This is a genomic window from Corynebacterium sp. H78 (assembly GCF_037572275.1).
Lineage (GTDB): Bacteria > Actinomycetota > Actinomycetes > Mycobacteriales > Mycobacteriaceae > Corynebacterium.
The window spans coordinates 1-20,202 of sequence record NZ_JBBHKX010000004.1 but is presented as its reverse complement, the minus strand read 5'-3'; the positions used below and the strand labels follow the sequence as shown (position 1 = coordinate 20,202).

General features: G+C 56.2%; 19 protein-coding genes and 1 rRNA gene. 11 read left to right on the top strand and 9 right to left on the bottom strand.

Annotated features, from left to right (window positions below; translation table 11 throughout):
- Window positions 1-46: 46 nt before the first annotated feature.
- Complete coding sequence (locus tag WG934_RS08150; RefSeq protein WP_339989661.1) at window positions 47-211, top strand: antitoxin; 165 nt, start codon at window positions 47-49, stop codon at window positions 209-211.
- A gap of 8 nt (window positions 212-219) precedes the next feature.
- Here WG934_RS08150 and msrA read toward each other — a convergent pair whose 3' ends face one another.
- A complete protein-coding gene (msrA, locus tag WG934_RS08145; RefSeq protein WP_339989659.1) occupies window positions 220-855 on the bottom strand; it encodes a peptide-methionine (S)-S-oxide reductase MsrA in 636 nt (211 codons plus the stop codon).
- Window positions 856-1,062: 207 nt separating this feature from the next.
- On the opposite strand from msrA, the gene WG934_RS08140 reads away from it, so the two are divergent.
- A complete protein-coding gene (locus WG934_RS08140; RefSeq protein ID WP_339979689.1) occupies window positions 1,063-1,665 on the top strand; it encodes a superoxide dismutase in 603 nt (200 codons plus the stop codon).
- Between the two features lie 390 nt (window positions 1,666-2,055).
- Entirely contained in the window at window positions 2,056-2,928 is an 873-nt protein-coding gene (locus WG934_RS08135; protein ID WP_339989657.1) for a crotonase/enoyl-CoA hydratase family protein, read from the top strand.
- On the opposite strand, the gene WG934_RS08130 is transcribed toward WG934_RS08135, so the two are convergent.
- Both WG934_RS08130 and WG934_RS08125 read right to left on the bottom strand, forming a co-directional pair.
- Window positions 2,925-3,839: a Dyp-type peroxidase gene (locus WG934_RS08130; protein WP_339989656.1), complete on the bottom strand. Its 915-nt coding sequence runs from the start codon at window positions 3,837-3,839 to the stop codon at window positions 2,925-2,927. The two genes, WG934_RS08135 and WG934_RS08130, sit on opposite strands and share 4 nt — an antisense overlap.
- Before the next feature lie 90 nt (window positions 3,840-3,929).
- On the bottom strand, window positions 3,930-5,714 hold the full coding sequence (locus tag WG934_RS08125) for a ribonuclease H-like domain-containing protein (RefSeq protein WP_339989655.1): 1,785 nt from the start codon (window positions 5,712-5,714) through the stop codon (window positions 3,930-3,932).
- 126 nt (window positions 5,715-5,840) lie between these two features.
- On the opposite strand from WG934_RS08125, the gene WG934_RS08120 reads away from it, so the two are divergent.
- The 4 genes from WG934_RS08120 (at window position 5,841) to yidC (ending at window position 10,552) form a co-directional block, all read left to right on the top strand.
- Window positions 5,841-6,620: a DUF6474 family protein gene (locus WG934_RS08120; protein ID WP_339989654.1), complete on the top strand. Its 780-nt coding sequence runs from the start codon at window positions 5,841-5,843 to the stop codon at window positions 6,618-6,620.
- Between the two features lie 108 nt (window positions 6,621-6,728).
- Entirely contained in the window at window positions 6,729-8,426 is a 1,698-nt protein-coding gene (locus tag WG934_RS08115) for an alkaline phosphatase D family protein (RefSeq protein ID WP_339989652.1), read from the top strand.
- Window positions 8,427-8,841: 415 nt separating this feature from the next.
- Window positions 8,842-9,192 carry a histone-like nucleoid-structuring protein Lsr2 gene (locus WG934_RS08110; RefSeq protein ID WP_339979679.1) on the top strand — a complete coding sequence of 117 codons (351 nt, stop codon included), beginning with the start codon at window positions 8,842-8,844 and terminating at the stop codon, window positions 9,190-9,192.
- Window positions 9,193-9,241: 49 nt separating this feature from the next.
- Window positions 9,242-10,552, top strand: coding sequence for a membrane protein insertase YidC (gene yidC / locus WG934_RS08105; RefSeq protein WP_339979678.1), 1,311 nt, complete (start codon window positions 9,242-9,244; stop codon window positions 10,550-10,552).
- A gap of 26 nt (window positions 10,553-10,578) precedes the next feature.
- Here yidC and WG934_RS08100 read toward each other — a convergent pair whose 3' ends face one another.
- The 4 genes from WG934_RS08100 to WG934_RS08085 all read right to left on the bottom strand — a co-directional run bounded on the left by WG934_RS08100 (window position 10,579) and on the right by WG934_RS08085 (window position 14,224).
- The gene (locus WG934_RS08100) at window positions 10,579-11,211 is read right to left on the bottom strand and encodes a TetR/AcrR family transcriptional regulator (RefSeq protein ID WP_339989650.1); all 633 of its coding nucleotides are present in this window, start codon (window positions 11,209-11,211) and stop codon (window positions 10,579-10,581) included.
- Window positions 11,212-11,437: 226 nt separating this feature from the next.
- A complete protein-coding gene (locus WG934_RS08095; protein ID WP_339979675.1) occupies window positions 11,438-11,734 on the bottom strand; it encodes a GlsB/YeaQ/YmgE family stress response membrane protein in 297 nt (98 codons plus the stop codon).
- Between the two features lie 266 nt (window positions 11,735-12,000).
- The gene (locus tag WG934_RS08090; RefSeq protein ID WP_339979674.1) at window positions 12,001-12,897 is read right to left on the bottom strand and encodes a universal stress protein; all 897 of its coding nucleotides are present in this window, start codon (window positions 12,895-12,897) and stop codon (window positions 12,001-12,003) included.
- Window positions 12,898-13,171: 274 nt separating this feature from the next.
- Window positions 13,172-14,224: an LLM class flavin-dependent oxidoreductase gene (locus tag WG934_RS08085; RefSeq protein WP_339989648.1), complete on the bottom strand. Its 1,053-nt coding sequence runs from the start codon at window positions 14,222-14,224 to the stop codon at window positions 13,172-13,174.
- Window positions 14,225-14,269: 45 nt separating this feature from the next.
- Here WG934_RS08085 and WG934_RS08080 point away from each other — a divergent pair, with 45 nt between their 5' ends.
- From WG934_RS08080 to WG934_RS08065, 4 genes are all read left to right on the top strand, one after another.
- Window positions 14,270-15,226: a pseudouridine synthase gene (locus tag WG934_RS08080; protein ID WP_339989646.1), complete on the top strand. Its 957-nt coding sequence runs from the start codon at window positions 14,270-14,272 to the stop codon at window positions 15,224-15,226.
- Between the two features lie 124 nt (window positions 15,227-15,350).
- On the top strand, window positions 15,351-16,130 hold the full coding sequence (locus WG934_RS08075; protein WP_339979669.1) for an ABC transporter ATP-binding protein: 780 nt from the start codon (window positions 15,351-15,353) through the stop codon (window positions 16,128-16,130).
- A 5-nt stretch (window positions 16,131-16,135) separates the two neighbouring features.
- Window positions 16,136-18,757 (top strand): ABC transporter permease, encoded by a 2,622-nt coding sequence (locus WG934_RS08070; protein WP_339989645.1) that lies wholly within the window; start codon window positions 16,136-16,138, stop codon window positions 18,755-18,757.
- 45 nt (window positions 18,758-18,802) lie between these two features.
- Window positions 18,803-19,435 (top strand): cation transporter, encoded by a 633-nt coding sequence (locus WG934_RS08065; RefSeq protein ID WP_339979666.1) that lies wholly within the window; start codon window positions 18,803-18,805, stop codon window positions 19,433-19,435.
- 31 nt (window positions 19,436-19,466) lie between these two features.
- Here WG934_RS08065 and WG934_RS08060 read toward each other — a convergent pair whose 3' ends face one another.
- Window positions 19,467-19,910 (bottom strand): DUF2871 domain-containing protein, encoded by a 444-nt coding sequence (locus WG934_RS08060; RefSeq protein ID WP_339989643.1) that lies wholly within the window; start codon window positions 19,908-19,910, stop codon window positions 19,467-19,469.
- A gap of 212 nt (window positions 19,911-20,122) precedes the next feature.
- Window positions 20,123-20,202 (bottom strand): 5S ribosomal RNA (gene rrf / locus WG934_RS08055); the annotation flags it as partial.

The window sequence follows — 20,202 nt, the reverse complement described above, 5'->3', positions numbered from 1 at the left end:
ATCTTTACTGATCGACTCCAATTTGAGAAGGGACGGTGCTTTCCTCATGAGCATGTTCGACAAGGCAAAGCAGTTCGCAGCAGATAACCCAGACAAGGTTGACCAGGGCGTTGATAAAGCCGGCGACGTAATCGATGCCAAGACCGGTAACAAGCACGCTGAGCATGTCGACAAGGCTCAGGACGCTGCACGCAACCACCTCAATAAGTAAACGCGCTCCTACCCGCAGGAAATGCCCGTCGCATGGATTGGGCAGTATCCCTGCGGGTTTTTGCGTAAGTAGCCACGGTGAAATTCCTCAGCTGCCCAGAAACTTCCTGTCGGAGTCTGGCCGAGCGGCGTGACTTCGGTTGTCACTGGCCCGAATCCTGCTCGCGAAAGTCGCTGCCCATAGTTAGCCAGGAGTGCGGTGGTGACTGCCATCTGATCGTCGTCAAGTGGGAATACTGCAGAGCGGTACTGCGGGCCAATATCGTTACCTTGACGATCCCCTTGCGTCGGATCATGCGCCTCCAACACCACTCGGAGCAACTGGTCAAAGCTCGTTTCCGCAGGATCGAACGCGACCAACACCGATTCCGTGTGCCCTGTTAGACCGGAACACACCGAGCGATAATCCGGCTGCTCGGTGTGCCCTCCGGCATATCCCGGCAGGGTTGTAACCACACCTGGCTGCTGCCACAGCAATTTCTCCACGCCCCAGAAACACCCGGCCGCCGCGATCAGTACCTCGCAATGAGCTGGCCACTCCCCGACCGGGTTGCCCAGGACAACATGCTTCCCGACGACCGGAGCCCCAAGAATCTGCTCCGCCGAAAAAATGTGGTTGTGATGATTGCGCGACTCATTCGACATATGGCTGATGATAATGGTGGAGGGGGACGTCGTGAAGCGTGCTTTTTGTGGGAATTTTTGGTCTTCCGCGCGCGGATTAAATAGACAAGGCCGAATAGTTGGCTGAGAATATGCCTATTTTCGAATGTATTCTCTTGCGTAATTCCCGATCTTGCGTACCATCGGTTGCACAGAAGTTATTTCGTCAAATGAAGGAGGACCATTTTCATGGCTACCTACGAGCTTCCACAGCTGGACTACGCTTACGACGCACTCGAGCCACACATTGCGGCCGAGATTATGGAGCTGCACCACACCAAGCACCACCAGAACTACGTCAACGGCGCTAACGCTGCCCTGGACAAGCTGCAGGCTGCCCGCGAAAACGGCGAAGTTGCCTCCGTTGTTACCGCTCTGTCCAAGGACCTGGCGTTCAACCTTGGTGGACACGCCAACCACTCCATCTTTTGGAAGAACCTGTCTCCAAATGGTGGCGGCGAGCCAACCGGCGAGCTGGCTGAAGCTATCAACCGCGACTTCGGTTCTTTCGAGCAGTTCAAGGATCACTTCTCCGGTGCTGCTCTCGGCCTGCAGGGCTCCGGCTGGGCAGTGCTTGGTTACGACCACGTTGCTGGCCGTCTCGTCATCGAGCAGATGACCGACCAGCAGGGCAACATCTCCATCAACCTGACCCCACTGCTGATGCTGGACATGTGGGAGCACGCTTTCTACCTGCAGTACAAGAACGTTAAGGCTGACTACGTCAAGGCTGTTTGGAACGTCTTCAACTGGGATGACGTTGCAGAGCGTTTCGCAAAGGCTTCTAAGTAAAAGATCTAAGTAAGAAGTCAAGCAAGTAAGCGATTACGCCGGTAGGCGATTCAGCTTGCTTGTTGGCTGGTCAGTTCTGCTGACTTTGCAGTTGGCTTTATAGCTAACCTGAACGCGCTTCATGCACTTTATGTGCGTGGGGCGCGTTTTGTGATTTCGAGGTGCGGGTGCAGGAGCGGTTTCCGGTGCAGGAGCGACATAGTGGCGTAGATTTCACGCCTGGCGATGCGTGCTGACGCGTTTTCGTGAATCGTGCGGGCCCGCGTACCTCATGGAGGGAGACTCCTAAAGCACAATGCTTTTCCGTCTGCACCGCCGTCCCCTCACGCTCCACAATCAATTTCCGCAAAACACCTCGCACCTTGCAGTGCCCTGAATACGCTCACCTTCATGACCGAGTTCGCACATTTTCAGAACATTTCCGTGAGTTTCGAGCAGCTTTCCTCTGACGGTGGCGATGTTGCGGGGAAGGTAGCCGTCGTCAAGCTGAACCGTCCGGAAAAGCTCAATGGCCTGACCATCGACATGCTCCGCGACTTATCCACCACCGCCCGAACGCTCGCCCGCGACCCCGAGTTACGTGGCATCATCCTCGCAGGTGAAGGCGCTTCGTTCTGTGCTGGGCTCGATTTCGGCTCCGCTCTGCAGCCGACGCGATCCGCCCGTTTTGCGCTCGCCACCGGCTTCCTCCCCGATATCCACGGCACGAACGTGTTCCAGCGCGCATGCTGGGATTGGCGCCGCGTACCCGTTCCCGTTATCGCAATCGTGCACGGCCACTGCTACGGCGGCGGGTTGCAGATCGCCCTGGGCGCGGACTTCCGCATCACCACCGCCGACTCACGTTGGTCTGTGCTGGAAACCAAGTGGGGGCTCATCCCTGATATGTCGGGGATCCGTACCCTCACTGATCAACTCCCGCTTGATCAGGCGAAATGGCTCACGATGTCCGGCGAAGAACTCTCCGGCGCCTCCGCCACAAACCTTGGCTTAGCGACGACCACCGCCCCAGACCTCACTGCTGCTACGGAAGAAGCATGGTCGAGGATGCACAGACTCGTAGGGCGCTCACCAGATCAGCTAGCAGCGACGAAACGCTTATATATGAATACCTCGAAATCCCCGCGTGCAACATTTCGGGCCGAACGCATCGAACAGCTCATGCTCTTCGCCAGGGAAAATACAGTCCGTGCACGCTCGGCAGCATTGAAGAAGGTCGCACCGCGCTATGCCCGGCGCGGCACGTGGCTTGGTCGGGGTTAGTCCTCTTCCGGCAGCAGCTTCGCTAGCGCCTCGACTGATGGGCACACGTACCAGCTTCCGGAGATCGCGTCAGTGAAGCGAGTCAGCGCATCGCGTGGCCCTTGCTCGTCGTCGGCTCCGGCCATGCGACGGAGCATTTCTTCCATGCGCCACTGGTCAAAGGAAAATCCGACGAACACTGTGCCATGGTCATTATGGTCTCCGTACGCGGTGTTACGTCGGAAGATTTCCAACTCTTCGCCGTCGACCTCAATCACATTTCGGGAGACGTGGGAATCGTCGGGCATGACATCGTCGTCAAGCTCCGTGGAGTCCTCCCGGGTTCGCCCGATGATGTTTTCCTGAGCCTTGGTGCCGAGACTCTCCCAGTCGACCGTCTTGTGCTTCCACAGCTGATACAGCAGGATCGATGCACCTGCGCCCGGCTGACCTGCCGGAATCGCGACCACGCTCGGAGCTTCGAGCGCACCTGGGTTCTCGGTACCGTCCTCGAACCCGGTCAGATCGCGATTGTGCTGGTAGACCCAACCAACTGTCTCGTCAGCCACAGCCAGAACCTCCCGCAGTTGCTCGATGATCGACCGCGACAGATCGAATGCTGCCGACCGCGACGATGACGCTCCCCACAACCACACATCGTGCTGAGTCGCCGGCATCGTGTACCCGTCACGTCCCACAATCGCTTCGTTAAACCCGTGCACATTGTCCGGTACGTCCGCCGCCTCCGCGACACGCGCCCACAATTCCGGACGGACACCTGCCACGATGTTTGCACCTGCGGTCGTTGGCACGTTTATCGCTTCAGATAGCTTTGCGACGGCCTCTGCCCCATCGACACCGTCGACTAGGTCGAACTCGATGTAGACGTGATCAGTAACGCCGATTCCGGTAATTCCACTTTGATGAGCCATGTATCCATGGTGCCTGTCCATAATGTGGTTGTGCCACCAAATTGGCGACGTTGCTGCCGGATGGTAGTGGTCACGCCTTCAACTGTCTGGCTACGGTTTCGGCAAGTTGCTTCCGTGCGGAATCTCCAGTGTTGCTTGGCCGGAATCCAACCAATCACGGATGTGTGCAACGGAGCGACAATCATCACCGTTGTAACGAAGTAGCGCAGCACGCGCGCTCTCAGCCACGGTAGGTGCGATTTCTGCGAGTCCGACAGCCTGTTCGTACAGGGTCAGGGACACTTCGCCATCGACTCCTTCGTCACGCCAGTGGAAACCTGCCATCGGTGCGACCACCTTCAGCCCCATCCCTTGTGGCGACAGTAGCTGCGACTTAGTTACTCGGAACATGTCGGTCCACATATCTGACGAGATGAACTCATCAATCTCCGTCCGCGATGGCACCCGGACAACGGTTGGGCCATCGCATTCACTGCTGTCACCTTCGCTGCTCTCGCCATCACGGTCACTGTCACGGTCACCAACGAGCGCACCGTCGACCACAAACTCCATGCCACCGAAGCGATCAGCGCTTTGCCGCAGCCAGTAATTCTCGCCTTCGGCAGCCCAGCAATATACGCGCACGGATTGTCCGGCTCTCAGTGCGTCATTGCACCGCTTCATCAACCAGGTCCAGAAGATCGCGAAGTTCTGAGCCTCCGCCTGACCGCCAAGCCCTTTCTCGCCCGGCGCGGCCCACGTCACGAACGGTTGGTAGTCCTCACCCACCGGCCACGCTCCCCACAAATAGGCGCCGTGCGCCGGGTACGCCTCCATATCGATGTCTATCTCCACATCAGCCCGGGGCGCTGAGGTGGCATCGACTCGTCGTAAAGCAGGAGTACCAGCGAGCACCGCTCGCGCTAGCCAGCTCTGCTCTCCGCAGTCATCGGCGGCAGCGAGTTCACGCACGGTAGAAATGCCCTGTTCACGAAGCTTCGAAGCGCGGTCACCCGGGAGCAGCAGCGAAATGTCATCGCTGTGGCGAAGCTCCTCATCGCATGCGTCATGCCAACGGCAACCCTTGCACTCCCTCACTTTGCGAGCAGCCAACGGCCACCGTCCGACCTCCCACCGCGACGGCTCACCGGCGACGGCGTACACCGTCTCGCGAGCATCCCGCAGTGCAGCTCGATACGACGCCACTCGTGGCCCCTCATCGACCACCACAATGTTCTCTCCGTCAGCGCCAATGCCACCGACGAGACCACTGGACACACCCAACCTGTGCAACAGCGCCGCAGCCTGCCCCAAGCGCACCGCATCCGGGCCGTGGTGCCGCAACCTCCACTTTTGCGTTGCGACGATCCCCTGCCGCATCGTGCGCCCAAACACCCCTGGTCCCGCAAGACGGGTGAGTGGCAAGATCTTTGCTGCCGGAGCACGCCCCTTGTGGGGACTAAGCAACTTGTGCGCGACGATTAGTACCGGCATGTAGCGAGGCCCGTGTGCCTGTGGAGCATCGTCGATTTTCACCAGTAGATCAGGACGAGACTCCTCAGCAATGCCAGAGAAAGCTCGTTGGTTCATGGCACGGCCGGCGGCATCGTAGGCGGCAGGCGGACGCTCATGTCTCAATACTGCGCCGATGATAAATGGAGCACCCGCTGCCATTGCTTCCAATGTTTCGAGGTCCGCATCTGGCCCATCCTGGATGACAATAGGATGCGGAATTGCAGCCAAGACAGCATCCTTGTGGTGAGAGCGAGATTCCTCAACTGCGTTCTTCACCTGACCTTTGCCCTGGTATTCCCATAAATCGCGAACCAATCGGTAACGGCAACCGATAAGATCGGAACCGGTAACAGGCTTGGCCAAAGATTTCAGGGGAGTCACAGTGCTCAAGAATATCGCCTCCCGCGCTCAAATCGCGTTACCCTGGTAGTTACTAAATAGTTAGATCATTAGCCGGATTTGAACTATCTCACGCTGACCATATAGCTGAACGAAGAACAGGACATCATGAGTTTCTTGGACGCAATGCGCGAACGTCGTCGCGATATGAAGCTGGAAGTAAAGGCCGCAACCGCTAAGGCCAAGGCGGCCGCCAAGCACGAGGCAAAGCTGAAGCGCGAGACGAAGAAGGCCGAGAGCAAGGCTGCCGCGAAGCAAGCTAAGCGCGACCAAAAGATGATGGAAAAGGCTGCTTCGATGGACGTCAAGCAGGCTAAAAAGGAACTGAAGAAGCAGCAGAAGCTGGATGATCGCGCGTCGAAGCGCATGGTCAAGATCCACAAGGGCGAGACCAAGACTGAACGCAAGGCACTCGCTGCAAAGCAGAAGCATCAGACCGCGATGGCCGCAAAGATCTTGGAGCAGCAGCGCGCGCAGGGCTTTACTGCGGATAAGGCGAAGAACTGGGTGGCAGCAGCTCGCATGATCATTCCAGTTGCCCTGCCACTGGCCTACCGTGGCATTGCGTTCCTGCAGAACCGCGAGCTGAATTCCAAGGCGCAGCAGTACGGTGTCACCGGGGCAGAATCTGCCCGGTTCTACGGCCATGGCGCTGGTTTGCGCGCACGTATCGGCAAGATCCGTACAGCTTTGGATGACCTCGACCGTTCCAACAAATCCGGCACGAGCGGATTCGTCAAGGATGCGAAGAAGCGCCTCGACGTTCTCGATGACTCCGTGGAAACCGCCGAGCGGATGACCCCGGATCAGCGTCGCCGTACGCACAAGTCAATTACTGCCGAGCTGAACAAGCTCGACGGCGAGATCGTGGAAATGATTGGTAAGTAACCACTAATCAACAGGTAAATGAACTTCACGTGAACTTACCCCCGTAACGGGCTATTAATATAGGTTAATGACCTGCAGTTTTCGTCGCGAAGCTGTGACATGAGATCCATGCATCTGCGCTCTCTCACAACTTCACGACGTACCGCCCTGCGTGCAGGCGCCACTGGCGCTGCGCTAGTTGGCGCTTCCGCCCTTTCGCCATTAACCGCATCTGCCGAGCAAGCCCCAACCGCCGACACGGGCGACAGCAACGCTGCCGCTACCGAGCACAGCGTATTTCAGCACGGTGTCGCCTCGGGTGACCCGCTCCCCAACTCCGTCTTGCTATGGACTCGTGCAACCTCGCATGCTGGCGACATCCCTGGCTCGGGCGCAGGTCACCCAGTCAACCTCCGCTGGGAGGTAGCAACCGACGAGGCCTTTAGCTCAATCGTTGCCAGTGGCACGACGGTAGCCAACCCAGCAGCCGATCAGACAGTCAAGGTCGAACCAACTGGCCTCGCTGCTGATACATGGTTCTACTTCCGCTTTATCGTCGCTGACGGAGAGTACTCCGGCCAGATCTCACCGATCGGTCGCACTCGAACGACTCCACCAGTCAATTCCTCGCCCGAACACCTCGGTATCGCCCTAACCTCATGCGCCAACTTTGAAACCGGTTACTTCAGCGCGTACGGCGATATGGCCCGCAATGATGGCATCGACATTGTCATGTGCGTCGGTGACTACATCTACGAGTACGGCACTGGTGAGTACGCAGGAAAGACCGGCCCAATTCGCACGCACCAGCCGGAACATGAAATTGTCACGCTGCAGGACTACCGACGTCGCTACGGCGAATACCGCACCGATAGCGACCTCCAGGAAGCACACCGAGTGAAGCCATGGGTCGTAACGTGGGATGACCACGAAGTCGCTAACGACAGCTACCACAACGGCGCAGAGAACCACACCGAGGGCGAAGAGGGCTCATATGCAGCCCGTCGTGACGCAGCTATCCAGGCGTACCTGGAGTGGCTCCCAGTGCGCGCGACGACATTTTCAGAACAGGGACATCTCTACCGTTCGTTCAATTACGGCGACCTGGCGGAAATTGTCATGCTGGATCTGCGTACGTACCGCGATCAACCCGTCGAATTCAAGGCCATGGCCGGAATTGATGACGAATCGCGCAGCATGCTCGGTTCTGAGCAATTTGAATTCCTTCGCGGGCAATGGACGACTTCGTCGGCAACGTGGAATATCGTGGGCAATTCGGTGATGTTTACTCCGGTCCTTATTCCGCCAATGGATCCCGAAGCGACCCGTGCAGTAACAGAATTGCTGGGTATGCCAGAAGAGGGGATCCCATACAACTTTGACCAATGGGATGGCTTTGCAGCCGAGCGACGCAAGCTCATCGATCTCATGGGCGAGCACCAGTTGGACAACGTTGTGTTCCTCACCGGAGATATTCATAGTTCGTGGGCATGTAACGTTCCGAGGTCCCCTGGACGATATCCCGTAGATGGGGTCGCTGCGATGGAATTCGTGTGCACCTCTGTGAGCGCGCCAAACATCGACGACATCGTGAAGCTGCCACAACGCAACGGCATCTCCTTGACCGCAGAAACAGCCCTAACTGGGGTCAACCGTCACGTGAAATATTTGGAGTTCGACCACCACGGATACGCGGCAATTCACTTCACTTCCGACGAAGTACGTGCCGAGTACCGATTTGTGCAGGACAAGACCCAAAAGGACCAGGAACTGTTTGTGGCAGCCCAGTACGTAGGCCGCCGTGGCTCTGGAGTGACTCTCGCATAGTCACTTAATCCTTGACAGTGCTCAATTCACTGTAAACCCACTTTCATTTTCGCAGGTGAAGGTGGGTTTATTTATCTTTTCACTACCACTACAATTTTGGATCAGCGAAGCGCTCGAACTCGCTAATCGCTATTCACCTAAATTATCGCGAGATATTGGCATCGTCGCCCGAAAAGCCTCATTTCGCATTGACTTAGACCCACTTCTACTTCCCTACCATTGTCGGTTTCGTTGAATCTGTCACTGAACTCGGCTACATTGACGTAATCTCGAGCATGTACTCAACAACTGCTCGGAATAAATCAATTCAGGCAAAGCAATGCACGCGGTACACACCCACTGCGTGGAGGTTCAGTACGTGCAATATTCATCCCCTGAATCGATTGCAAGAATTTCGACGGAGGTCTACTCACAAATGGCGCGTAAAGAAGTAATTCAGTACATCGACGATATTGACGGCACTCAGCTGAGCGCTGACAATCTTCGCGTTGTCCGCTTCAGCGTTAACAACCAAAACTACGTCATGGATTTGTCGGTCGAGAATGCAGAGAAGTTCACAGAGACGATGAAGCCATACATCGACGCGGCTTCTATTGACGAAGATGCCAACGTCGCTCGCAACCGTCGCACGACCGCTGGCGCAGCTTCCCGTCGCGCTCGCGAGCGTAATCACATGATTCGCAAATGGGCCCGCGAGAATGGTTACCAGGTCGCCGACCGTGGCGCTCTACCGAAGAACATTATCGACGCTTTCGACAAGGCTTAATTGCCTTACTGCCTCATGCTGGCAGCATCCATAGCCACGCTTTCAGTCAATGCTTGAGCCTCTCATCCTCGCGGTTTCAGGCGTACTGAAAGCGTGGCATGTTTTATATACCGGACTAACTTCCGTCAGCCCTTCAAGTAGTTGGCTACTGTCGATCATCTCACTGCTCGTTACTGTTCGAGCACTGATTGCGCCACTTAGCATCAAGCAGTACGTCATCGCACGTCAAAGCGCCAATCTGCGTCCCGACATCGATGCTATTAGACGTCGCTATCGCCATAGCGGCGATCCCCTTGCCCCTGCATATCAGCAATGGGCAATTGCCGACTTACAGCGATCTCAGAACATCAGTCTCTCTGGTGCCCTCACCACTCCACTGATTCAGCTCCCTGTCATCATCGGGTTGTACTCACTGTTACGCAGGATTGTCCATGCGGGACCACATGGAGTTGGTTTCCTTTCCACCGCTGAAGTGTCCGAGTTCGCCACATCTGAGTTACTCGGAGTGCCGTTATCCGCATCAATGTCGATGCCCTCTACCGCATTGGCGCAATTCGCAACCTCGCGCCAGCAGGTTGTCGATGTCATCCTGCCGTTGATCGTGTGCGCAGCCCTGTTTACCACCATCAACCTCGCGGTCTCTCTACGTCGCTACGGGAGCACTTACGACTACTCACGCCCTTTTGCGCGCAGAATGTCTCGGTTCATGTTGGTCATGCTATTCGTATCTCCGATCTTCATCCTCACAATGGGAGTTTTCGGAAAAGTAGCACTAGCACTAATTATCTATTGGGTATGCAATAATTTATGGACGCTTATTCAGAATGTACTTTTGACAATTTATATTGAGCGGAAATATCCGCTTTCCGAGAAATTTATTCACCATCGTTCGTCCCAACGCATAATGGAACGTCGTCGCATTTCTATTGCTCGTCGCAAACGGCATTTAACATGGCGCTCGAGTTTTTCTGCACCCGCCCGTGCAGAGCTTGCCGAACTTCAGAAACAGCATGACGACGAAGTAGCCGCGGAAGCAGCTCGCAATCTCAAAGTGCAAAAATTCCGATTCGCGGTGGCGCTCATGCGTCCTCGCGAACAGCACTTCTTACCCGACTTGTGTGACCAAGCGCCGATCGCAACACTTCCCCAGGCAGACTTCACTGTTGAACTTCTGCAGTCGTCACATGTATTTCCGATACCGCAGCGAACACCACATTCTCGGGTCGCGACATGGCTACGTAAGAAGAAAAGCGTTCAATACGTCATGTGGGCAGGTCGCTCACTGGCTGCCGTCGTAAAGAAAAAGACCCTCGCGATGCGGGGTCGTGAAGAATCGCAATGGAAACGATTCCGGAAATGAACAGTAGAATGAATGAGTTTTAGAAATTAGTGTTCGCTATAAATCAGATCACGAGCAAGATCGCGGGCGGTTTGCAGCGGCGTCAGGTCCTTCGACATTTTGGCGCCAGCGAGGCCACCATCAAGGAACAACATAAGCATGTTCGCGTGAAGTGACGGCTTGTTACATTCCTTCTGAGTCAGCAATTCGCGGATCTGTTCCCACAACCACATCCGGTGATTAGCGACAGCTTCTCGAATATTCTGCTCCGACTCCGTTTCCGGCTTCGGGTATTCACTCGCGGCATTCTGAAAATGGGAGCCCCGGAAATCGATTCCCGGCTGCTCCGTAATACACAAATCAAAAAACGCGAGAATTTTTTCTTCTGGCGTATCGACGGTGGCAACTCGCTTGTTCCAGCTTTCGCGCCACTTGTTGTCCAGGTCTTCGAGATAAGCGATGACTAGCTTGTCCTTGGATCCGAATAGCGAGTACAAGGAAGCCTTGGCGACGTCCGCCTCACGCAAGATTCGATCGATACCGATGACACGAATGCCTTCGGTAGTGAAGAGATCCGTGGCAGCTGTTAGCAATCGTTCTCGGGGGCTGGGGCGATTTCGACGCCGAGATGTGGCTCGACCACCTTTGGCCGTCTTACCCTTCGCAGGCTCGTCCGCCACGTCTGCTCCTCGTTCTCGATTACAGTTTTATCAACTGTTGCCATTCTACAATGGACAAATCTGTCTTTATCAGTACGACTGTATGCCATGCTGCTATCGACCACCGACTATCACAGGAAAAACCCTGTGGACAGCAAAAAGCCCCCTCCCTTCGCACTTCGCGAAGGCAAGGGGCTGAGTTACCTTAGTCCTGCCGTATCAGGCTAGGCAGTCTAGTTGTCTCGTACTAGCGACGGCGCTTGGTGACCAGTCCAACCAGGAACAGCAGGATGATTGCACCCAACAGGCAGGTCAGGAAGCTGAAGATCAAACCGCCACCGGCTACGTCGAAACCAAAGAGGCCAAGCACCCAACCGCCCAGGAAACCACCGATGATGCCAACGATAATGTTCAGCAGGATACCCATCTGAGCATCGGTGCCCATGATCTTGGAGCCGATCCAACCAGCCAAACCACCAATGATGATCCAGCCGATGAAGCCGAGCGCTGGAGTGGACGACGCAGCAAGCAAAATCTCGTTCATGTCGTGTTTCTCTTTCTATTCGGCGAACAATAAATGCAATCATCATGTGTCGTGCTGATCGGATCTACCCGATAGCTACAAGTAACATCACGCAACTTTTGCGAGTCATTACTTCGACACAAATGAAAGCGTCACACACCATTTTAAGTGAATGACGCTTTCGTGCAGGTAAACATTCAATAAAGCTTCACAACCAATGTGACAACATATTGAAGGCTTAAACTCTTAATGCAACTCCTATACTGCAACAGTATTTATAGAGTTCGTTACATAGACTCTGGGCGAACCACCATCATCGGACAAGGCGCTGCCTGCAGCAATGCACGAGAGGTGGAGCCCAGGAGCATCCCCTTGAAACCACCGCGACCATGCGAGCCAACGACCAATAGCTGTGCTCCCTCAGACGCGTCTGCCAGGGCACGCACCGGACGATCGCGGGTGACCACCTTCGTGACCTTTACGTCTGGGTACTGCTCTGACCAACCGGCAAGGCGGTGACCAAGAAGAGCATGCTGCTCTTCTTCCACAACCTGCCACTGCTGCTGTGCTGCAGACAGGCCTGCAAGCGACGCCTGAACCTGCATATCCATCCAGGTATGGACTGCAATTAGTTCAGCTCCACGCGCATCTGCCTCACGAAATGCGTTCTCAATTGCCTTCTGAGAAACACCCGAGCCATCGACACCAACAACAACCGGACCGTACTTGGTTTCTTCAGTCACCAGATTGTCCTCGCGGACAACGACGACTGGGCAGGAAGCGTGGGAGACTACTGCAGCCGAGACGGATCCCATGACCATGCCTGACAATCCGCCGAGACCACGCGAACCCATAACAATCATGGTCGCCTGCTCAGACAGATCGAGCAGCATGTCAATTGGGCTGCCTTCTTCAATCTGGTGAGAGACCTGAACTTCTGGAGCAAACTCGAGCGCAATCTTCTTCGCTTCATCAACCTTCTCGAGGGTCTCGGCCTCAAGATCGTCGTAAAGCTCCTGCGGAGGAACCATGCCCTCCGCGTACAAGAACTGTGGCATTGAGTAGCTGCTGACCAGACGCAGCGGAACATCGCGCTTTACAGCTGTATTTGCAGCCCACTTGACCGCGGTCTTCGATGCATCGGAACCGTCAATTGCGCAGACAATAATGTCTTGCTTCGGCATTGTTTCCGTCCTCCTTCGTACAGCACCGTGCGTCGGGTTCTCGCGCGACCAGATTCGGCTGCGTCCAACTGGGTGCCAAAGTGTGTGATTCTTACCTACCACCCTACCCCCGCAGTCTCCACCCTAACCATGTTGAGCAAGTCACAATGCCCGGTGAAGCGGAACAAGAACACCAAAGAATAGGGTTCTTAGCGAAACAGCTGTGCTTGAAGTGACAACTGAATCCCAGCTCATCGGTGTTACCGCACATTCGGGGCTAGCAAAACAGGCCGTTTTAACGCTGCGAGTTCCACGCCTCACCGAGTGCCCGTACCGAGTTGATTCGGACCTCGGGATCGTGGGCGTATGTCGTCGTAATGATCTCGTCCGCCTCGATCTCCCGCGCAAACTCGCGCATTTCGGTGGCCACATCGTCCGCAGTTCCTGTGAAAGAACATTGCAGAACTGCCTTTACCCGCTCCCATTCCATCGTGGTTGCCCCGGCCATCGGGTTCTTCGTCGGCTCCGGCAATGGCTTTCGTGTGCCGCCCCGACCCAGCGATAGGAACATCTGTTGCACTACCGAGAACTGGTACTCCGCCTCTTCCTGTGTATCTGCAACCATCGTGTTCGTCGCCACCATGACATACGGCTTTGCGACGGTCGCAGTCGGAGCATCCGGGTTAAACGATGAGCGATACACCTCTAACGCCTCGACCAGCTGGAATGGCGAGAAGTGCGAGGCGAAGGCAAAAGGCATGCCCAAGGTGGCAGCTACCGACGCCCCTGCCGTGGAGGAACCGAGAACATACATCGGAACATTGGTGCCCTGTCCCGGGTACGCAATGATGTGCGCTTCGGGCCGTACGGGCGCTAAGTATCGCTGCAAATCACGAATATCGGCAGCGAAGTCTGCGACATCGGAGCGACCGCGACGTAACTCCCGGGCGGTCATTGGATCTGTGCCCGGCGCGCGTCCCAGACCTAAGTCAATGCGGTCAGGATAGATGGTGGCTAAGGTGCCGAAGTCTTCCGCAACGCGCAGTGGCGCGTGATTGGGAAGCATAACGCCACCCGAACCGACTCGGATGCTGGAGGTAGCGCCGGCGAGATGACCGATCAACACTGCCGTCGCCGACGATGCAATATTCACTGTGTTGTGGTGTTCTGCCACCCAGAACCGCGAGTATCCCGCCTGCTCAGCCGCTTGAATGGTTCGCACCGAGGCTGCAATAGCGGTGGCGGCATCAGTCCCTGCTGACACCGGTACGAGGTCGAGAAAGGACAACGCGATGTCGGAGTTATCGCCCGATACAGATCCTGAAGTTGATGTAACAGCATTCGTCATGGTGCCACTGTATCGAAAAGATGCGACCCACTAGGCTGAATGATTATGGCGAATGCTCCTCTCCCGATCCGTGACGGCCTCAACCCGTCCCGTGTTCGTGTACCCGGACATCGTGGCGACCCCACGGTCACAGCTCTCGAGCTACTAACTGCTGCAATTTACGGGCAACGGCACCGCCATCCTGACGACGACCACGTCGCCATTGCACAGCGCTTCACCGATGGGCTTGTCGTTGATTCCAATGGCAAGCCTTTCTCACCCGACTCTGTGCTGAAACCCGGCCGTGACATCTGGTTTTACCGCGTTCCTGCAATCGAGCCTGTCATCGCCGGGGATATGCCTGTGGTGTACAGCGATGACAACGTGGTGGTCGTCGATAAGCCTCCTTTTCTCGCGACCACGCCGAAGGGGCGACACATCACCGAGACTGCGGTGGTGCGTCTTCGGCGTCAGCTGGACAATCCGGAGTTGGTGCCAGCTCATCGGCTGGATCGGATGACGTCAGGGCTATTGATTTTCACGGCTCGGAAAGAGGCTCGTGCTGCGTACCAGGGGCTTTTTGCGGCGCACGGGTCCGTCGTGAAGCGATACGAAGCACTGTCGGAGGTGCCCACGGCCTTGCCTGAAACACCTCTACAGATCAGCACTCGGCAACGCAAAGTTCCAGGTGAACTGCAGGCTTACACGATTGACGGCGAACCGAATGCGCACACGATTATCGAGAAATGGGAGCTTATCGACGGCTCCGACGGCCCCCTGTGCCGTTGGTTCTTGCGCCCGTTGACAGGGCGAACACACCAGTTGCGCCTGCATTTGTGGGAACAGGGTGCACCGATTCTTGGGGACCAGGTGTATCCCGAACTGCTGCCCGTGGAGGCCGAGGATCCGAATTTGCCACTACATCTTGTGTGCACGGAAATGTCGTATACCGACCCGATAACTGGCAAGCCGATCAGTTTCCGGTCAGCGCGGAGTGTTCTCGCGCCCCTGCAGTTGGACTGAGTTGGGCCGGGTTGGACAGACCTGTTCTGGTGTGAGCTGACTTTCTCTAGCGCCACGGACCTAACCCAGGAAGAATAGAGATAACTACTGTTACTACTGTTATTTCAAAGGAATGGTCCACACCATGGCCGACACCCCTGCGTCCACCGAGTACTCGCCTCGGCACGCGGCAAAAATCGACAACGCCGCTTACGCCCAAGGTCTCACCAAGACCTACGGATCCGGAGACGCAACCGTCACTGCCCTCGATCATGTCGATGTCGAGTTCTACAAGGGCCAGTTCACGGCCATCATGGGTCCTTCGGGATCCGGCAAGTCGACACTCATGCACTGCATGGCGGGTCTTGATACGCCAACCTCTGGCACGTCCTACATTGGCGAAACTGAACTGAGCAGTTTGAATGACAAGGGAATCACTGCTTTACGACGAGACCGGCTAGGCTTCGTCTTCCAATCGTTCAACTTGGTCCCTACTCTCACGGCAGCCGAGAACATTACGTTGCCGTTGAACATCGCTGGTCGAGACGTCGATAAGGAATGGTTCGACGAAATTACCAGCCGCCTTGGCCTGACGGAACGACTATCGCATCGGCCAAGCGAGCTGTCGGGTGGCCAGCAGCAGCGCGTCGCGTGTGCGCGTGCACTCGTGAGTAGGCCTGACATCATCTTTGGTGATGAGCCAACCGGCAACCTCGACTCCAACTCTTCACGCGAAGTACTCGAGATTCTGCGTTCGGCTGTGGACGACATGGGTCAGACAGTCGTGATCGTGACACACGACCCGCGCGCGGCGTCCTTCTCCGATCGCGTAATTTTCCTTGCCGACGGCAAAGTCGTCGACGAACTCCGTAATCCTGATGCTGATGCAATCCTTGCGAAGATGTCGCAGATGGAGGAGTTCTAAACATCATGGCAACCTCTGCCTCCACGATGCGGAAGGTGTCGCTGCGATCAATCGCGGCGCACAAGCTTCGCCTCGTTCTCACGATCCTGTCAGTAGTCCTTGGTACGGCATTCATCGCCGGCGCATTCGTCTTCACTGCATCACTGAATAAGGCATTCGATGGTGCGTTGAGCACCGCGTACGACGGCATCGATGTCGTAGCGACCGTCGCTCCCGATGATGCGATGGTGCTGAATAGGGAGACCGTCGAAAAGATCTCTCAGTTTCCTGGTGTTGAAGCAGCCAATGTTGGTGCTGCATCTGTTGGCGTAATTATGACCGGGTCGGATGGCAAGGCCATTCAGACCAACGGTGCGCCGTCCATGGGACTTCCGTATTACGACGCCGAGGAAGCAGTCGGCAGTATTCAGACGTATACGGCTGGCCATCCGCCTCGCGGTCCTGACGAAGTTGCTATCAACGCAGTAGCCGAGAGGCTTGGCAATCTGCAGGTTGGCGACACCATTACCGCAGTGACCAGCAAGACCAGAGCTGAATTCACTGTGTCAGGCGTTTTCACTACCGAGGCAGATTCGACTGGCTGGATGAGTGGCGTCTTCCCACTCGACAAGTGGTACGAGATGTATACCGATGGCGAGCACGTGGAAACACTGTCGCTATCAGTCGACGATTCGACGACCCCTGAAACAGTATCCAAAGCGCTAACGGACGCCTATCCGACGCTCACTGTCGAACCAGGATCGGTGCTCGCCGAACGCGACTCCGAGGTGATTTCGCAAGCACTCGGCTTCGTGAACTACTTCCTCATCGCCTTCGGCCTCATCGGTTTGTTGGTGGGCATGTTCATCATCTCCAACACCTTCTCGATGTTGGTTGCCCAGCGTACTAACGAGTTCGCACTGCTCCGTTCACTCGGCGCATCCCGTGGCCAGCTCACTCGTTCGGTGCTCACCGAGTCATTTGTCGTCGGCTTGATTGGTTCCATACTCGGTATCGCGGGCGGTTTCGGACTGACCAAACTGTTGTACGAAGCCATGTCGCTTTTCGGCTACGAGATGCCTGGTGGCGGGCTCACGGCAACGTGGACTGCGTTCATCATTCCCCTGATCGCAGGTGTTCTCATCACTGTGGTTGCAGCGTGGGCACCAGCTTCGCGTGCCGGAGCAATCCCTCCGGTGGAAGCGATGCGCAGTGGCGATGCAACCTCCGAATCCAACCTCAAGGTCCGCACCATTTCCGGCACTATTGCAGCACTCATTGGTGCAGCATTGCTGATCGCACCGGTGCTGTGGGAGGACGGCACGACTGGGCGACGAGCAACTCTCGTCGGCATCGGCGCATTCGCGGCCATCGTGGCCATGTGGCTCATCGGCCCGGCATTGTCCCAGCCTCTCGTCGGTGGGGTAGGCAGGGTGCTCGGATGGCCGTTTGGCACCGTCGGCAAGCTCGCTAGTACGAACTCGCAGCGTAACCCGCGCCGAACTGCGGCAACTGCTTTTGCGTTGATGTTGGGACTAGCGCTCGTGGTGAGTGTCGGCATGCTCGGCGCGACCATGAAGAATTCAGTCAGCGAGTTTACGAAGAGTGATCTGAAAGCTGACTACGTCATGGCACCGCCGATGACCGCCCACGTCGCAATGCCAGACGGTGTGCGCGCAGAAGTGGATCAGGTTGAGGGTGTCGAAACGACAGCGGTCAGCTACTTTGGCATGGCCAATGTCATGAACCTCGATGAAGCCGAAGCGCTCGCAGCGTCCGAAGATGCAAACACAAGCCCTGTCGGTGGCCCACAAGCTGGAAATGCTTCCTTCTTCGACGGTGACCTTGGATTCTGGTATTCCGCGCATGTTATCGATGGATCTCTCGACCTGACCGCGCCCGATTCTGGCGCAGTTATTAACAACACTGTGGCAAAAGAAAAGGGCTGGAAAGTCGGCGATGACGTCGGCATGATTACCCCGATGGGAGTCCTCCCTATCCCTATCACGGGTATTCACGAGGACACCGCCGATCCGTCCCTCGCAATTTCCATCTCACCAACCGTTCTCGATCGCGCCAACGCAAGCCGCGACATGCTGATCCCCCGCATGCTGCTTGTCGACGTCGCTGGCGAAAGCACCGCCGACATTGAGAACAAGCGCTCGGCTTTGGAAGATGCCGTTGCAGACTTCCTCGTTGTCCAAGTCATGGATGCCGAAGACTACTCCGGCATGGCAACGCAATCCATCGATGTCATGCTTGGCATCGTCTACGGACTGCTCGGCCTAGCGGTGATCATTTCGATCTTGGGCATCATCAACACGTTGGCGTTGTCGATCGTTGAGCGTCGTCAAGAGATCGGTATGCTCCGCGCCGTTGGTTTCCAACGTCGTGATATCCGTAGCATGATCCGCCTCGAATCCGTCCAGATCGCCATCTTCGGAGCGATCACTGGTATTGGCCTGGGTCTGGCTCTCGGCTGGTCGCTACTGACCGTGCTCTCGAATGAAGGACTTGGCGACGTCATCGTGCCATGGGGCCAGATCGGCATTATGTTGCTTGCCTCGGCCGTTGTCGGCGTGCTCGCGGCAGCCTGGCCTGCACATAAGGCAGCATCGACGCCACCTCTCGCAGCGATTGCTGACTAGCGCTGGGGGCGGTACACACGCCAATGGCACAATGGTCTCATGCAAATGAGCACTAGAGAACGTCACCTCAACTCGATCGGGTTGAGGCTCGCCGTTTTTACCGTGGTCTACAACCTCGCCGAAGGTGGCCTATCTATGTGGGCGGGTCGCGCCGCTGATCTTTCCACAATGATCGGTTTTGGTCTTGACTCCTTCATCGAGTCACTCGTCGCGATCCTCGTTGCTCTCCGCCTCCGCGGCAGACTTGCCGACGAATCACTGACCGACGCAAAACATCGGGAGCATAATACGCTCCGAGCGGTAGCCGTGACTTTCTTCTTACTCGCGGCCTACTTGGCCTACGAAGGAATCAGCGGATTGCTTGGCGACAAGGATCCAGAGACATCGGTAATCGGAGTAGGTGTACTTGTAGCGTCGGCCGTCGTAATGCCGTTGCTCTGGTGGGCGAAGCTTCACGTGGGTAAACAACTAGATGATCCACTCATCCTGGCCGACGCCGCCGAAACCAAGATCTGCCTGTTGATGACCTTCAGCTCGCTGTTGGGACTTGGGTTGCTTCACTACACTGGGTGGGCTGGCTTTGATGCGCTGGCAGCATTCGCGATTGCGGGGATTGCCATCATGGAAGGGCTCGAAGCCTGGGAGGGCGAGCTCGAAGAGGATTGCGACTGCCACTAGGGCAACGGCTAAACCACCCCGCGCTGGATATCTACTTCGCGTTTAGAAGTCGACGCTCATCGCGTTCAGTGATCTTGACCCGCTTCTTCAACATCAGGAAGAACCACACAAAGGTCACCGACAGCAAAATATGACCAAGACCAACGACACCCGACTGAGCAGCGCCCCACGAATCACCGTTGCCTGTTGTGTGAACAATTCCATTCACCAGCATCGCGCCGATGGTCCACACCAAGGCCACGTTATGAGCTACAAACCACTTGCCAAAGTTCTTATCCGCGCTCAGCGTAAACAGCTTCTCTAATGCGACCGCAATAAGGAAGAAGAACGTACCCAACACCAACAAGTGAGTGTGCAGGGTATTCAACTGCGACTTTTCGACGGCGTCGAAGAAGCGAGTGAACTCCCGATAGAAGACGCCAGCCGCCAGGCCAACAATCAAGTACGTCAGAGATGCGCCATAGAGTTTCTTCATGTCCTCGACTCTATAGGGGCGTATCCACAACAAGTAATCACTAAGGCTGCTACCAGGACATATAACCCCTCAGAGCGGGTCAATCGAAAGACTGAAATTGGGAGTAGGGGTATAACCTCGAAGCCAGACGACGTGGCCTTCGCTTGTGTGTTCGAGTAGCCACACAAAAAAAGGGGGCCCAGCCCACAAGGACCAGACCCCCACAAAAACAATGCCGGCAGCGACCTACTCTCCCACACCCTCCCGAGTGCAGTACCATCGGCGCAGGCAGACTTAGCTTCCGGGTTCGGAA